The sequence below is a fragment of the Vibrio sp. PBL-C16 genome (assembly GCF_034321865.1).
In the GTDB taxonomy this organism is placed as follows: Bacteria; Pseudomonadota; Gammaproteobacteria; order Enterobacterales; family Vibrionaceae; genus Vibrio; species Vibrio alginolyticus.
Window position 1 is genome coordinate 1,646,653 of sequence record NZ_JAXLNY010000002.1, and the last position, 14,995, is coordinate 1,661,647.

Annotated in this window: 15 protein-coding genes and 1 riboswitch; of the genes, 8 read left to right on the top strand and 7 right to left on the bottom strand. The window is 42.3% G+C overall.

The window, feature by feature from the left end:
• Positions 1-119 precede the first annotated feature (119 nt).
• Positions 120-485 (top strand): VOC family protein, encoded by a 366-nt coding sequence (locus UQW94_RS15790; protein WP_064368350.1) that lies wholly within the window; start codon positions 120-122, stop codon positions 483-485.
• A gap of 99 nt (positions 486-584) precedes the next feature.
• A complete protein-coding gene (locus UQW94_RS15795; protein WP_005377782.1) occupies positions 585-968 on the top strand; it encodes a hypothetical protein in 384 nt (127 codons plus the stop codon).
• An 89-nt stretch (positions 969-1,057) separates the two neighbouring features.
• Here UQW94_RS15795 and UQW94_RS15800 read toward each other — a convergent pair whose 3' ends face one another.
• Entirely contained in the window at positions 1,058-1,792 is a 735-nt protein-coding gene (locus UQW94_RS15800; protein WP_017820934.1) for a chromosome segregation ATPase, read from the bottom strand.
• Between the two features lie 31 nt (positions 1,793-1,823).
• On the bottom strand, positions 1,824-1,982 hold the full coding sequence (locus UQW94_RS15805; RefSeq protein WP_005377784.1) for a hypothetical protein: 159 nt from the start codon (positions 1,980-1,982) through the stop codon (positions 1,824-1,826).
• Positions 1,983-2,509: 527 nt separating this feature from the next.
• A riboswitch (glycine riboswitch) is annotated at positions 2,510-2,609 on the top strand.
• A 122-nt stretch (positions 2,610-2,731) separates the two neighbouring features.
• Between UQW94_RS15805 and UQW94_RS15810 the strand changes: the two genes are divergently transcribed.
• The gene (locus UQW94_RS15810) at positions 2,732-4,108 is read left to right on the top strand and encodes an alanine/glycine:cation symporter family protein (RefSeq protein WP_132936622.1); all 1,377 of its coding nucleotides are present in this window, start codon (positions 2,732-2,734) and stop codon (positions 4,106-4,108) included.
• Positions 4,109-4,226: 118 nt separating this feature from the next.
• Here the strand turns inward: UQW94_RS15810 and UQW94_RS15815 are convergent, their stop codons facing one another.
• Both UQW94_RS15815 and UQW94_RS15820 read right to left on the bottom strand, forming a co-directional pair.
• The gene (locus tag UQW94_RS15815; protein ID WP_005385713.1) at positions 4,227-4,793 is read right to left on the bottom strand and encodes a hypothetical protein; all 567 of its coding nucleotides are present in this window, start codon (positions 4,791-4,793) and stop codon (positions 4,227-4,229) included.
• Positions 4,793-5,428 (bottom strand): LysE family translocator, encoded by a 636-nt coding sequence (locus UQW94_RS15820; RefSeq protein WP_256900556.1) that lies wholly within the window; start codon positions 5,426-5,428, stop codon positions 4,793-4,795. The genes UQW94_RS15815 and UQW94_RS15820 overlap by 1 nt, the downstream gene beginning before the upstream one ends.
• 223 nt (positions 5,429-5,651) lie before the next feature.
• Between UQW94_RS15820 and UQW94_RS15825 the strand changes: the two genes are divergently transcribed.
• Positions 5,652-7,124 carry a carboxypeptidase M32 gene (locus UQW94_RS15825; protein WP_005377788.1) on the top strand — a complete coding sequence of 491 codons (1,473 nt, stop codon included), beginning with the start codon at positions 5,652-5,654 and terminating at the stop codon, positions 7,122-7,124.
• 70 nt (positions 7,125-7,194) lie between these two features.
• Here UQW94_RS15825 and UQW94_RS15830 read toward each other — a convergent pair whose 3' ends face one another.
• From UQW94_RS15830 to UQW94_RS15840, 3 genes are all read right to left on the bottom strand, one after another.
• Positions 7,195-8,145: an LpxL/LpxP family Kdo(2)-lipid IV(A) lauroyl/palmitoleoyl acyltransferase gene (locus UQW94_RS15830; RefSeq protein ID WP_064369089.1), complete on the bottom strand. Its 951-nt coding sequence runs from the start codon at positions 8,143-8,145 to the stop codon at positions 7,195-7,197.
• 420 nt (positions 8,146-8,565) lie between these two features.
• Positions 8,566-8,901 carry a DMT family transporter gene (locus tag UQW94_RS15835; RefSeq protein ID WP_069593657.1) on the bottom strand — a complete coding sequence of 112 codons (336 nt, stop codon included), beginning with the start codon at positions 8,899-8,901 and terminating at the stop codon, positions 8,566-8,568.
• A 123-nt stretch (positions 8,902-9,024) separates the two neighbouring features.
• Entirely contained in the window at positions 9,025-9,411 is a 387-nt protein-coding gene (locus UQW94_RS15840; protein WP_158159641.1) for a DUF6559 family protein, read from the bottom strand.
• Between the two features lie 340 nt (positions 9,412-9,751).
• Between UQW94_RS15840 and metA the strand changes: the two genes are divergently transcribed.
• The 4 genes from metA (at position 9,752) to UQW94_RS15860 (ending at position 14,951) form a co-directional block, all read left to right on the top strand.
• On the top strand, positions 9,752-10,693 hold the full coding sequence (gene metA, locus UQW94_RS15845) for a homoserine O-acetyltransferase MetA (RefSeq protein WP_005377792.1): 942 nt from the start codon (positions 9,752-9,754) through the stop codon (positions 10,691-10,693).
• 179 nt (positions 10,694-10,872) lie between these two features.
• A complete protein-coding gene (pilW, locus tag UQW94_RS15850; protein ID WP_258495734.1) occupies positions 10,873-11,598 on the top strand; it encodes a type IV pilus biogenesis/stability protein PilW in 726 nt (241 codons plus the stop codon).
• A 267-nt stretch (positions 11,599-11,865) separates the two neighbouring features.
• Positions 11,866-12,795 carry a phosphate/phosphite/phosphonate ABC transporter substrate-binding protein gene (locus UQW94_RS15855; protein WP_322142385.1) on the top strand — a complete coding sequence of 310 codons (930 nt, stop codon included), beginning with the start codon at positions 11,866-11,868 and terminating at the stop codon, positions 12,793-12,795.
• Positions 12,795-14,951 (top strand): EAL domain-containing protein, encoded by a 2,157-nt coding sequence (locus UQW94_RS15860; protein WP_322142386.1) that lies wholly within the window; start codon positions 12,795-12,797, stop codon positions 14,949-14,951. The genes UQW94_RS15855 and UQW94_RS15860 overlap by 1 nt, the downstream gene beginning before the upstream one ends.
• Positions 14,952-14,995 lie beyond the last annotated feature (44 nt).

The following is a 14,995-nucleotide window of genomic DNA, read 5'->3' on the forward strand; positions in this document are numbered from 1 at the left end:
GCTAAACGGCTCCTTTTTCTTATTCTGTCACTTACCTTCGAGAATGTTCTACTGACAACTCCTGTCGTTCCTGTCCGTTAGATTGCCCCTACTATTTCTCATTGATTAAGGAACAAACCATGCTGACTATCAATTCATTCGTTCTCTACGTTGAGGACATCCACATAAGCCAAGTTTTTTATTCGAAACTGTTCGAACGCAAAGTCACGCAGTTGTCTCCAACCTTCGCCTCTATTCCACTGACCGAAGGCTTAACGTTGACACTCAAGCAAAGAGATAATCTTTCACCCTACAGCGGAATTAGAGGTGGTGGCACCGAGCTGTCTTTATCAGTACCCAACAGGCATACGTTAGAGCGCATTTACAAGCGCTGGAAAGACCTAGGTGTTGAGTTTGTTCAACCACCAGCGACATCAGTGTATGGGTTAAATTTTATGGCTATCGATCCAGATAAGCATCGCATTCGTGTTTTCACAAATGAATAAAAATGCGTTAAAAATGCTTTTTACCCATTCCCAATGTGACTTCAATAAATTAGACTCAAGGAAACATTAAAAGCGGCGTAGTAATAAGAAGGAATGCCCATGAGCTCAAGTATGATCCTTAGCGAATCCCTAATCGAAAGCGGAAGAGATATCCCCCTCAAAGAACTGCTTTATGCAAAGCGCGTGCTGGATAACTACATGGCAGTAGCCAAAGAAAGTAGCCCGCTTGAGCTATTAACTGAGATGAAATCGGCAGCAAAACAAGTAGAATACTTTACAACGACGAGTAACCCGTGTGAGGCTCGTAATGTCATCAGTCAGATGATTGATAAAATCGACACCGCGGAATCTTTTGCTTCGTTCAAAGCATTAGCAGGTAAGCCATCTCAAGCACTCAATGAACTAATTGAAGATCGAGCTCAGCTGATTAAACACGAACGAGAGCTCCTGCTCGCCTCAGGCTATGACGCCTCACGAATCTAATATACGAGCAGCCTTAAAGTCATAGCTAACAACGAAAAAGGAGCTCTTAAAGAGCTCCTTTTGCTTTTCAAAAATCGGATACAAAAGACTTAAAGGCCGATATCTTCCGTTATTGCTTTGATTTGTTTGAGGTCCATTTTATAGACTTCAATCATTTGATCGACCTGACTTAGTCGTGAATTAGCTTCGTCATGTTTATCACACGCGTCCGACTTCACGTCCCAAGATTTGCCTTCTAAAAATACGTCACACTCTTTCTTGAGTTTCTCAATCTTAGGTAATAATTTCGACCGTTCTTTCTCGAGAGACTCTAATTCTTGCGAAATTTTTAGCTCTTTCTGGAATACTTCGCGGGACCGCTCAAACATAGTCGCTTGCATATCCGCTTGACGACTCAACTTCTCATTTTCTGACTTCGTCGTGTTGATCTTATCTGCCTGCTGCTTCAATTGAGACTCTAGTGACAAGTTAACCTTCTCGACCTCAGTCAATTGCTTTTGCAACTTCTTAAGTGCTTTCTGATGAGCTTCATCTTTCGCGGCGAGTAACTCACTAACTTGGTTTTGTATCTCTTGGTCAAGCGCCTCTTCACGCACTTTTACTTGAGATGCCAACTGGGTTTTATCTTGCGTTAGTGCTTGATACTTTTCTTCTAATACGTGGTAAGTCGATTCCCACTTGTTCGCAGTGACAACCGATCCAACAAGGCCACCAAATGCCAAGCCTAACACCGCAGCGATTGCGATATAGATATGCGTACGTTTGTCACGCTCTTCAATGACAACTACGTCGTCTTGCTCTTCCATTTTGTTCTGAGAACTCACCGTATACTACTCCAAGGACTCTTTTACTTTGCTAGCGGATCAATTCCGCAAACATAATTGATGCTGTATAAATCAGAAATGCGCCAATTAATGTTATAACGGTCGCTTTTTGGACTTTTTCATTGGTTCGATAACGAAACAGCACAAATGCTACTGCAATCAACACCGCAATGGCTAATAATCTGGTCATACCGCCTCCTTGTCCACTCATGAAAAACTGCCTAGGTCCGTAGACTGTTTCACAAAGATTCATTGTAACCCATTTATACGTACCATAAGGTCAACTTAGCGTAGATTTTAAAATAAGTGCTCCGATTTTAATCAATTTTGTGTCCTTAATTGAATAACTTATGTCGTAACAATCGAAACACATTTATCGTTCTGAAGTGTTTTTGGGTTCCATTCCCTAACCCAATAAATTTTATTTATGCCGTGACTCGCACAAAAAGATTGGCAAACATACCTTCATGAAAATTGATGAGGTTATTTCATTGAAAATAAATTGACATAGGGTGTTGAAATGGACCAAAAACATGATAGAGTTCACAGGTTAATGATGACCAGCATCATTAACTAACCTTTACTCATTTAATTGAGTAATTGTTCCGATGAAGACTGCAGGAGAGTGGTTATTAATCAAATTTTAACATTTGATTAGCATAACTCGCCGAAGAATTAACTATTTCAGGTGCTACCTAGGTAGCGGGGACTGTAGTTGGAGGAACCTCTGGAGAGAACCGTTAAATCGGTCGCCGAAGGAGCAAGTCTTGCACTCACGCAAGGTGAAACTCTCAGGCAAAAGGACAGAGGAGTGGAAAGTTACAACCTAACTATTTTGCTTGGCCTTCCCGCCTACAACCAATAGCTTAGTTCTTTTAGAGATCGTTGATCTCGTCCTTTCCCTCTTCTCCTTATTAGTTGTTTTATTAAGGGGAAATCATGAACAACCTACAATCTTTACTACAAACCATCGATAATTTTGTCTGGGGTCCACCGCTGCTTATTTTGCTAGTAGGTACAGGGGTTTACTTCACTTTTAGCCTTGGCTTGATCCAGTTTAAACACCTCCCAACAGCGCTAGCGATGGTATTCAGTAAAGATAAGTCATCTAATACTCAAGGTGACGTTTCTAGCTTTGCAGCTCTTTGTACTGCGCTCTCAGCAACAATTGGTACTGGTAACATTGTTGGTGTTGCCACAGCAATCAAACTCGGTGGACCAGGCGCTCTATTCTGGATGTGGCTCGCTGCCCTTTTCGGAATGGCGACTAAATACGCCGAATGTTTGTTGGCGGTTAAGTACCGAAGAGTCGATGATAAAGGCCAAATGATTGGTGGCCCAATGTATTACTTGCAATACGGTGTTGGCTCAAAAGCTCTCGCGATCATGTTTGCAGTGTTTGCTTTGGGTGTTGCTTGTTTTGGTATCGGTACGTTTCCACAAGTAAACGCGATTCTGGATGCAAGTGAGATATCTCTTGGTGTTAACCGTGAGCTATCTGCCTTTGTACTAACTCTTTTGGTTGCTTTCGTAACTTTGGGTGGCATCAAATCCATTGCTAAGGTTGCAGGAAAAGTGGTTCCTACCATGGCTGTATTTTATGTGTTGGCGTGTTTAAGCGTGATCATCATGAATGCAGACCAATTGTTCAATGCCGTTGAATTAGTGCTGGTTTCAGCCTTTACATCAACAGCAGCGACTGGTGGTTTTCTAGGTGCAAGCATCATGTTGGCAATCCAATCAGGTATCGCTCGCGGTGTGTTCTCAAATGAATCAGGTTTGGGTAGCGCGCCTATGGCAGCAGCAGCAGCGAAGACAGACTCTTGTGTTAAACAAGGCCTAATTTCAATGACGGGTACCTTTTTCGATACCATCATTATTTGTACCATGACAGGCCTTGCTCTAATCCTGACCGGTGCATGGCAAAGTGACCTAGCAGGTGCCGCGATGACGACTCATGCTTTTGCGGTGGGTTTAAATGCAGATACATTTGGCCCTATGCTCGTCTCAATCGGTTTGATGTTCTTCGCTTTTACCACCATTCTTGGTTGGAACTACTACGGTGAGCGTTGCGTTGTGTTCCTGTTCGGAACTAAAGCTGTGCTTCCATACAAACTGATTTTCGTTGGCTTGGTGGCATCTGGTGCATTCCTTCACCTCGATATGATTTGGCTACTGGCTGATATCGTAAACGGTCTGATGGCAATTCCTAACCTGATTGGTTTGATCGCACTGCGTCACGTCGTACTGGCAGAAACCAAACTGTTCTTTAGCTCAACATCGCAATCAGGTGAAGTTGAAGCAGTGAAAGCTTAGTGAAACGGCAGGTTTGCGGTCACAAACTGTCAGTCACAGAGAGCAAAGCACATTAGAAATGGTAAAAACATAAAGCCCGCTATTATTTAGCGGGCTTTATTTATCTTCGGTTAAATGGTTAATCTCTCAACCATTGATGCTCAACGTTTTCTCCACGTTCTTCAAAAAACTTCGCATTTTTTTGCTTGAATTGATCCGCTTTCAACTCTGATAGCGGCCAGTCTAAAAATGCTTCTGTTACAAACGAGTCGCCGACACCAACCTCAATCGACTCCAGATGTTTCCCGATGTAGCGATAAAAGTAGCCTTGCCCAAACGCATCGCACACCATAGGTACATGCCTGACACGTTGATGATTGACAGAGACCGAAGCCCAAGTCGTCGTTTTAGGTTCACAGGTTTGCTCTTTTACAACGTCGACCTCAAATTTATTGTCCATAGTTGTCGAAACAAAAACGACAATAGCGTCATGCAAATACACACGCCTGAGCAATAACTGTTTAGTGTCTTGAGTTCGCGTTTGTTGTATTCCATTAGCAAAAGGCTCGAAGTAGCCCCAGTGCCAAGACCAGATCATGCCGCGTTGCGCAAACTGTACTTGTGGCCACGTATGCCAAGCTACAGCGGCACCTATCCCCACAATAAATACAGCGAGTAGTATCAACAATCGATAAATATTACGCATTAAACGGGTTTTTCAATTAATAACTTCACACCAAGTGCGACTAATACTGCGCCCGTCGCGCCTTCCATCCACTTCATAAAGCTTGCATTCTTTAGTAGATTTTTAGCCGAGTTAAGCGCGCCAGCTAAACCACACTGCCAAACCATCGCAATAGCAAAGTGTACAGATGCCATCATCATTGATTGAAGCAAGGGTGAACCTTCTGGATTCACAAACTGTGGCAAGAAAGCCAAATAGAAGACCGCCGTTTTCGGGTTCAAGACGTTAGAAAGAAAGCCCTCTCTAAAAGAGCGCTTACCATTAAACACTTCGTGAATCTGCTCGGTCACGGTCAATCCATCTTTCGACGACATTAGCACTTTTAAACTGCTCAAACCAAGCCAGATAAGATAAGCTGCGCCAATCATTTTTACGATTTGGAACAACTCTGCTGATTGCGCAAGAATCGCCGAGATACCAACCGCAGAAAAAAAAGCATGTACGAATAAGCCAAAGCAAATCCCTAGACTGGTTGTACATCCATCTTTTAGGCCCGAGCGACTAGTGTTACGGATAACAAGTGCAGTATCTAAACCTGGCGTTAACGTTAAAATCGTAATGGCAATAATAAATGCCTCGAAATTCAAAATATCCATATTATCGTGATAATTAATTGTCAATCCTTCATCAATACCGCCAATCCACAAGATTCGCAAGCTTCTTTTTTAAGAGAGCTATACAACTGGGTGAGTTTATGGACAATGGGTTGGAGTTAATTGTTAATTATTAGTAAATTAACGTAGGTTGCTTAGTGCAACACCATATGAAGGACCCGTTATCGGGTGTTTAGGGAAAGAACAAAAGAATAAGAGTAGTCACATGAACGCATTTACAAAACTCGTTGAACATTCCAAAAAAGTGGCAAATTTTGAGCATCTATCTGCCATCATAGATTGGGATCAAGCAGCGGTCATGCCACCTGGTGGCGCTGAAGCACGATCGAATGCCACGGCAGAGCTCGATGTACATATCCATTCTTTAATGACTCAACCGCACTTGGGAGAGCTTTTCGCTCAGGCAGAAGAAGAGACGCTGTCTACAAAAGAAAAATCTATCCTAAGAGAAATGAAGCGTGGGTGGCAGCAAGCTAACTTACTACCAGAATCATTAGTTCAAGCTCAATCTCTTGCTGGCTCCAAATGTGAACATGCATGGCGTACACAACGTGGAGAAAATGACTGGGCTGGTTTTGAAAAGAACTGGGCTGAAGTAGTAAAGCTATCGCAGGAAGAAGCGCAAATTAGAGCCGAAGCAAATGGCACGACTCCTTATGATGCCATGCTCGATGTTTATGAACCTGGCACAACGTCTGCGTCGTTAGACATTCTTTTTGCTGACGTGAAAACCTGGCTTCCTACTTTGATCGATGAAGCGCTTGAAAAACAACAATCAGACAACATCTTATTGCCAACTGCACACTACCCTGCGGAAAAGCAAAAAGCGCTCGGTTTGGAAGTCATGAAGCTACTTCAATTCGATTTTGAACACGGTCGACTTGATGAGAGTACCCACCCATTTTGTGGCGGTGTACCGACAGATGTACGTATTACGACACGTTATAATGAAAACGAGTTTGTCCAATCATTGATGGGGATTGTCCACGAAACTGGCCATGCTCGATACGAGCAAGGGCTACCAAAAGATTTATCAGGAACACCCGCGGGAGAAGCTCGCTCTATGGGTATTCATGAATCACAATCACTCTTCTTTGAAATGCAAATAGGACGAAGCAGCGCGTTTATCGATCACCTCGCTCGACTGGCTTCTAACCATTTTTCTGGTAGTGAATTCGAAAAAGACAATTTAGCCAAAATTTACACTCGCGTAGAAAAAGGCTTTATTCGCGTAGATGCTGACGAACTTACATATCCTGCTCACGTTATTCTTCGATATGAAATTGAGCGAGATCTCATGAACGGCGTCATCAAACATACAGATGTACCAGAACTCTGGAACGAAAAGATGAAAGCGTACTTGGGGCTATCAACCGAAGGAAACTTCAAAAATGGCTGTATGCAAGATATCCATTGGACAGATGGAAGTTTTGGCTATTTCCCGTCCTACACGCTCGGTGCGATGTACGCTGCACAATTTATGGCAGCAATGAAACAAACCGTCGATGTAGATGCGGTTATTCGTTCTGGCGACTTAGCTCCGATATTCAATTGGCTCTCAGAAAACATCTGGAGTAAAGGTAGCTTATTCACAACTGATGAGTTGGTAAAACAAGCCACGGGTGAAACACTGAATGCTAAACACTTTCAAGCTCACCTAAAAGATCGCTACTTATAAAGCGAAAAGAATAGAAAGTAAAAGCCCAAGGTTCGTACGTTCCTTGGGCTTTTTTTAGGCTCTCTATGTGCTATGCCAAGCTAGGGATGAGCCTAGGCTTGTACAAACAGTCCTCACCCTCTGGTCTAGTTTTAAACCGACGATGAAGCCACATATACTGGCTCGGACTTGCCATGATTGATGTTTCAACTATTTGATTCACGAATGCGGCGGCGCGTTGATGATCCTCTTTCGGGAAACCTTCGACGGGCGCACTAATGGTTAGGGTATAGTGTCCGTCTTTTCCTCTTACCATCGTAAAAGGCACAATGGCGCAATCTGTAGAATCAACCAACAAACTTGTGCCTGTCGTAGTACAAGCATTTTTAACGGCAAATAACGGTGCAAATGTCGAGCGTCGGTTACCATAATCGTGGTCCGGTGCATACCAAACCCGCTCACCCGTTTTAAGTGCTTCAAGCATGGCTTTGACGTTTTTACGATCAATCAGTGTACGATTAGAGCGAGAGCGTCCCTTATACTGAAAATAATCAAAGCACGGATTATTGTTTGGGCGATAAACACCGGTTCCAGACTTTTTAATGCCAAAAGCTCGAGCACCTAACTCTAGATTCATTGAGTGTACGGCCAACATTAATGCACCTTTGCCTGACTTCTCTAAAGCCTCTAGATGCTCCATGCCTTTTATCGTGACGTGTTTGTTTACCCGTTTATCTGACCAAAACCATGCCATTGCGGTCTCAAAAAGTGCGATGCCAGTATTGTCGATGTTGTCTTTTAGAATTGCTTCGCGTTGGCATTCTTCCATATGAGGGAAGCAAAGCTCAAGATTGCGTCTGATCGTAACTTGACGTTTTCTCATGAGTCGCATAGCTAAACGACCAATGTTGCGTCCCAAAGCTAGTTGAACTTTAAAAGGAAGGAGGCTAAGTAAGTACATCACGCTAATGATAATTAACGTTCCCCAGTAACGAGGCAAAAGAAATTCGGCCTTGAATGCAGGCTTTTTGTATTTGTTCATGTAAGTATTGTCAGATGTGCCCATCTATAAGTGATAAAAACAATGATAATGGACTGCACTTTTATCATTGATAACGCTAATAACATAAATTAAAGCGCGCGGATTCTATGGTTCTTCGACACACTACACAATAAGAACTTTGCAGAAATATGTAGGGAATGAAAAAGCAGTAAAGATGAGTCGCCACGTTAACATCTATCGGAGTGATTTATCTACTGCCCTTTCCTAAAGTTTGAAGAAACATAACTTTGTATTTTCAATGCGCTAAATAATGCCTGTTTTTCAATCACATAATGCGACCGTGATGAATGCAACAATAAGACATCATATCAATACTCGCCATTAGCGATTGAATTTGTACTAAAAAGCCGCAGCAATTTCTCGCTGCGGCTTCTTATTCACTTAACAAGTAGAGTGGCGTTATTCGTGCCCTACTGTTTTGGATAATAAATTTACGATCAACACACCAGCGATGATAAACCCAATACCAACTAGGGCTGGTAAGTCTAGACGCTGTCCGTAAACAAAGTAACCAACCGTCGCAACCAAAACGATCCCAGCACCACTCCATATGGCATAAACAACCCCAACAGGCATTGTTTGCACTGTGACGGAAAGCAAGAAGAAAGCGATGCCGTAACCAATCAAAACGACTGTGCTCGGCATTACTTTCGTAAATTGCTCTGTTTTGGGAATATAAGAAGTGGCAATCACTTCACATACAATCGCTATCGACAGCGCCAACATTGGTGGCATAGAGACAAGCATTTTGAACATAAGGCATTAACGCTCAACAGAAATGTAACCGACAACATGTCCGGATAATTAGGCCGCGCATTATACCCAACTCATCTCACGATGGAATACCACTAACGATGTTTACACACCATCACTTTCGCTTACTTTTTGATGACCAGGTAAAAGGCTGACGTTTTGGTGCTGACGAGAAATTTCAAAGTAGATATGCATATCAATCGGCTCAGGTGTATTGAGTAGCATCTTACCTACTTCACGTTGGAAATGACCATAATTACCTAGCTCATCCGTTAGTTCTAGGAGCTCGTAAGAGGCTTCATCGGCAAACATTCCATACGCATACTGATAATGACTGACATCCTTGCTCTTATCATAACCCAGCTTTTGAAGAACTTGATCAATCTCTTCCGGCGTATAAATGTCTTTATCACCAAACGAATGCAGTAGCACGCAAGGAACTTCTTGAGCGATGCTCTGAATCTTTGTCTTTCTCTTGAAAATACCGAACATAATGTCCTCCACTGACGATGTTTCCAAATATGCACATTAATGCAAAATGGTGAGCTGATTGTTTTTAGTATGGCTCATTAATTTGAGACTTCCTTACTACGAAGTCACCTTCACATATTAACGTGATCGCATAATTACCAGCAAATAGTACACACTGCGTTTCAAACCTATCTCATCAGAAACTCTGCTTTAGTCACAATTGTGTGACAACCCCGAGTACGGTTTACCATAATGTAAAGAGTAGATTGAAAAGTCGGATTTCGTATCGACATCTAAACTTAATTAAGTTAGCTTTAGAAGTATAGACGTCTAGATTGACTATACTTAGGGAGAGAAAGTCGTGCCAATTAGAATTCCAGATCAATTACCAGCTACCGATGTATTAAGGACAGAAAACATCTTCGTGATGAGTGAAACGCGTGCAGCGAGTCAGGAAATACGTCCTTTAAGAGTGCTGATCCTTAATCTGATGCCAAAAAAAATAGAGACTGAAACTCAGTTTCTGCGTCTACTCTCAAACAGCCCACTACAGGTTAACGTCGAATTACTGCGCATTGATAACCGCCCGAGTAAAAATACGCCAACTGAACATTTAGACACGTTTTATCGCCAATTTGAAATGGTGCGAGATAAAAACTTCGATGGCATGATCATTACTGGGGCTCCATTAGGTTTGGTGCAATTTGAAGATGTCATTTATTGGGATCATCTCAAAACCATCATGGAGTGGGCAAAAGATCATGTGACATCCACTCTTTATGTTTGCTGGGCTGCGCAAGCAGGGTTAAAGCTACTCTACGATCTACCTAAAAAAACGCGTAAAGAAAAACTTTCAGGCGTGTATCATCATCAAATCCATCATCAGTTTCACCCTATCTTACGCGGATTTGATGACACGTTTTTGGCTCCTCACTCGCGTTACGCAGATTTTTCGCCTCACTTTCTAGAAGAGCATACTGACTTAGACATTTTAGCGACATCGGATGTCGCAGGTGTGTACTTGGCCACCACAAAAGACAAACGAAATGTCTTTGTCACAGGACACCCTGAGTATGATTCTCACACTTTACATAATGAATATATCCGAGATTTAAGCGAAGGTATGGAGCCCGCTATTCCTGTCAACTATTACCCAAACAACAACCCAGATAACCCACCAATTGCAAGCTGGAGAAGCCATGGACACCTCCTCTTTTTAAACTGGCTGAACTACTGTGTTTATCAGCAAACACCGTACGACCTCGATCACTTCAGTGAAGATGCTTTCACTAAAGACGATTAGCTTCAAAAGAAGCAAACAAAGCACTCATCATTACCGAAATGTAATATGTGAACCAAGCCGCCATATGGCGGCTTTTTCATAACAGTTTGCAAACCTGATCGCATAGTGTTTTTTCCTCAATAGGTTTTTGCTAAGTAATTCATATCATGCAGAAAGATTCAGGGATGTAGGGATAAAGAATGAAAACAGCAAAGCTCGGTGCACTAATATTATTGTCTCAGTTTGCACTCGTGAGTTGCGTGACGGTGAAAGAAGATGGAAGCCCTGTCGTTAAAGCCGATCCTGTGGCAATGGCAGAATCACGTATCGCACTTGGCTTAGGTTATTTAGACGGCGGTAACATGATTCGCGCGCATGATAACTTACAACAAGCCTTAAACCACGCACCTCAATACTATCGCGCGCAATTATCTATGGCTCACTACTACGAAACGGTTGGTGAAGATATTAAAGCCGAACAGATGTATAAACGCTCTCTACGCCAACACACTAAAAACGGAAATGTGCTCAATAACTACGGTACTTTTCTTTGCAAGCGAGGTGACTTCGAAAAAGCCGATCAGATGTTTAATCGAGCCATTGAGCAGCCTTATTACTACCTTATTCCAGCAAGCTATGAGAATGCAGCTTTTTGTGCGCTAAAATCACAAGATAAAGACAAAGCGAGATACTACTTTACTAGAGCTATCGATCATGACCCTCATAGACCAAAATCGATTTTGCAACTCGCTAAAATAGAAATTGATAGCGGTGATTATACTGAAGCTAGAATTCGATTAATGAGATTCAATCAAATGTATGGCGTGAAGAAGCCCTCTTTGCAACTCATGATTCAACTTGAACGTGCAGCAGGCAATGAAGCTCTCGAGAAAAAGTATCAAAAACAATTGGAAAAATTTTCTTAGTACAAAATAGCGATACATAAGGCGCATTAGCTCACAGCCAATACAGCGCTTGACCAAGAATCCAGTGAATTCAGACTCACGGTGATACATTCATCCTGTACATAAACGTCAAATTCGGTACTATTTGAACGGAATAAGTGACCAAGTCACATTATAATAAGTGCGCACACAACGAAATTTGTACATCATACTGTTTTTAAGATTGATTTCGGCACATTGATAAATACTAAATATTACTGACATGCACCAGAAGGAAGTTGAAGCCGGATGAAACCTGCCTGCACTCTGTTATTACTCACTTTGCTGAGTTCACCTTTTGTCGTCAGTGCACAAGAAAATATTGAGAAAACATTCACATTTGGCATTGTGTCCAATAAAGCCCAAAGCAAAATCAAAAAAGCGACGCCCCTTACTCAGTATGTAACTGAAAATATGACTGAATATGGTTACGCAAAAGGGGCGGTAAAGGTATTTAAAAATTATCGTCAGCTCGCGGTTGCGCTTGAAAATGGCACCGTTCAAATTGCAACGGCGACCCCCTTTAATGCGATGACCTTAGAAAAGGAGTCTAATAGCCAAGTTCTTGCTATACGATGGAAAAAAGGCCTGCAAAAATATCATACGGTGTTCTTTACTTATAAAGAGAGTGGCATTGAGTCACTTTCTGACCTGCGCGGAAAAACGCTTGTTTTCGAAAAGCGCACGTCTACCAGCAGCTATTACCTACCTGCGATTACATTGCTGAACCACGGAGAAAAACTGCAATACCTTCCCTCTCCTGATGACAAACCGGCCAAAGACAGCATTGGTTATTTATTCCTTGATGAGCAACTCGCTCAGTCAAATGAAATCAACCTATCTGTATGGGTATATAAACAGAGAGTTGCAGCAGGAGCATTCAGTAACTTCAACTGGAACAATCCCAAAGATTTGCCAGAGAACATGAAAGACAAACTAGCGATTTTTTCTCGTTCTGTTGAAATACCCAGGGATTTGATTCTCGCTTCTCCAAGCATGAGCCTAGAGCAACAGCGTAAAATCACGTCCATACTGCTTGATATGGATACAACTCACGAAGGCTCTCTCGCACTTAAAAAGTTTCAGAACACCAAAAAATTCAGCGCGCTTACTCCAGAAATGCGAGCCTCCTTAAGTACAGTGCGCAAGTCAGTTCACTTGTTACCGAAGGTGGATTGATGTTTCAAAAGCTCTCACTCGAAACCAAATATATTTGCTCGACAATATTCGTTGTCTTGTTTGTTGTGGTGATAAATCTTGCGTTATACATGCACGGTTACGATGCGTATTCAAATAGCTTAACTCAACAAATCACGAACAACTCTCAAGAAAAAACAGAATCTTACGTTAAGCAAAAAGGGTTGGTTTATGCAGAGCTATTATCAAAACAGCTTTTTGATCCACTCTATACAGACAATATCAGTCAAGCGTATGAGCAAATTAAGGCAACATTGAGCCAGCCAGATGTCTCGAAAATACATGTTGTTGACAATGAAGGGCTAATCTTTCACGACGGCACTACTCAGCTAAGGATGTTTGCCCAACCTCATTACCGCTCTCCTTTTATTTTGAAAGCAATAGAAGAATCCAGAACTCTCGTTTCCTTTTCCAAGCATCAGTTGGAGATCGCAGCGCCGATTCAGCAATCAAATATTACTCTTGGGGCGGTATATCTTGAGCTTAACTTGATACATCTACTGGAAGAGAAAGAACAGAACATTGAACAAGTCCAAGCGATTACCTCAAACGATAAACAGAAGATGTTTAACTTGCTGCTAACGATCAGTGGGATATCCGTTCTATTCGGTAGCATCATCGCTTATGCTTTGGGGCGGTCGTTAACTAAGCCACTCAAGCAACTAAAAGATCAATTTTCAGAGTCAAATACCCAAGCGCTGCCAGTCACCGACATACAAAGCAAAGATGAAGTGGGAGAACTTATTTCGGCGTACAACAAAATGTCAAACAAAGTGAACCGATACACCAGCCGAGTTGAGTTCATGGCGTACCACGATATTCTGACTTCCCTGCCAAACCGAGAAAAGTTACTCATTGATATTCAAACGCAAATAACTGACCACAAATCCCCCTCACTCGCGGTTGTGTTTATTGACTTGGATGACTTTAAGCACATTAACGATAACTATGGACATAACATTGGGGATAAATTGCTAGGCCATCTTGCCTCAGAGCTTCAAGGCCGTTTGCCGAGTTATTTTAAGCCGCTTTACCGCCTTTCTACCATCGTAAGTCGAGTAGGTGCGGACGAATTTGTACTGGCCTTTCCGTGCTCGGACAATCATGAAGCTAGAGAAAAAGCGCACGCTATTCATCACCAACTACTCTCTCCCTTTAGTTTGGAAGAGAACGATATTCAAATTACGGCAAGCCTCGGAGTTGCTGTGTATCCAGAATTTGGTTCAAACGCTGAGTCTCTTTTACAGCTTTCTTCTCTTGCGGCGCAGGAATCCAAAAGACGCGGTAAAGACATTATGACGATATACGATTCCACGTTTGATGAAACGATTAAACAACGTTTATACATAGAACGAGAACTGCGTCGTTCAGTACGTGACTTGTCTCAATTCGAGCTGTGGTATCAACCACAATTTGATCTAAAAACCTATCGCCTAATTGGGGTCGAAGCATTGGTTAGGTGGAATCATCCCGAGAAAGGTTATATCAGTCCAGAATCGTTTATCCCGATCGCAGAACAAAGTGATTTAATATTGGAGCTTGGAGAACATATCATTGAGACGGCAGTTGCTCAGCGGGCAATGTGGGCAGAACATTTCGATACTGATTTTCACATCGCACTAAACTTGTCCCCAAGACAAATCTATCGCCAAGATTTAAGTCAATTATTTTCTAAGTATTTACGACGACATGATGTCGCCCCTCAAACCATTCATGTTGAAGTGACAGAGTCACTTTTTATTGATGATACAGAGAAAGCTCAATATGTGCTTAAAAAACTACAAAGTATCGGAGTGGAAGTTTGGCTAGATGACTTTGGTACGGGGTATTCAGCCCTTGCCTACCTACAACATATGGCTTTTGACGGTCTCAAGATTGATCGTTCATTTATCGCTCAAATCCGAAAAAGCGATCAAGACGATTCATTAGTTCGCGCGATTGTATCCATGGCTCACAACCTAAGAATGAAAGTAGTAGCCGAAGGCGTAGAAACTCAAACTCAACTCACACGAATGGAGTCTCTCCACTGTGACGTCGTACAAGGTTTTTTCTTAGGTAGACCTGTACCTGCCGAGGAATTGATTGCATTTGAATACCAACGAGAGAGTGGCGCTCAAAGCGTCAATCACTTTGCTTAGAACGCCGTTTTGTTAACTATTGCCGCTTAGCGCGTTAGTACTCG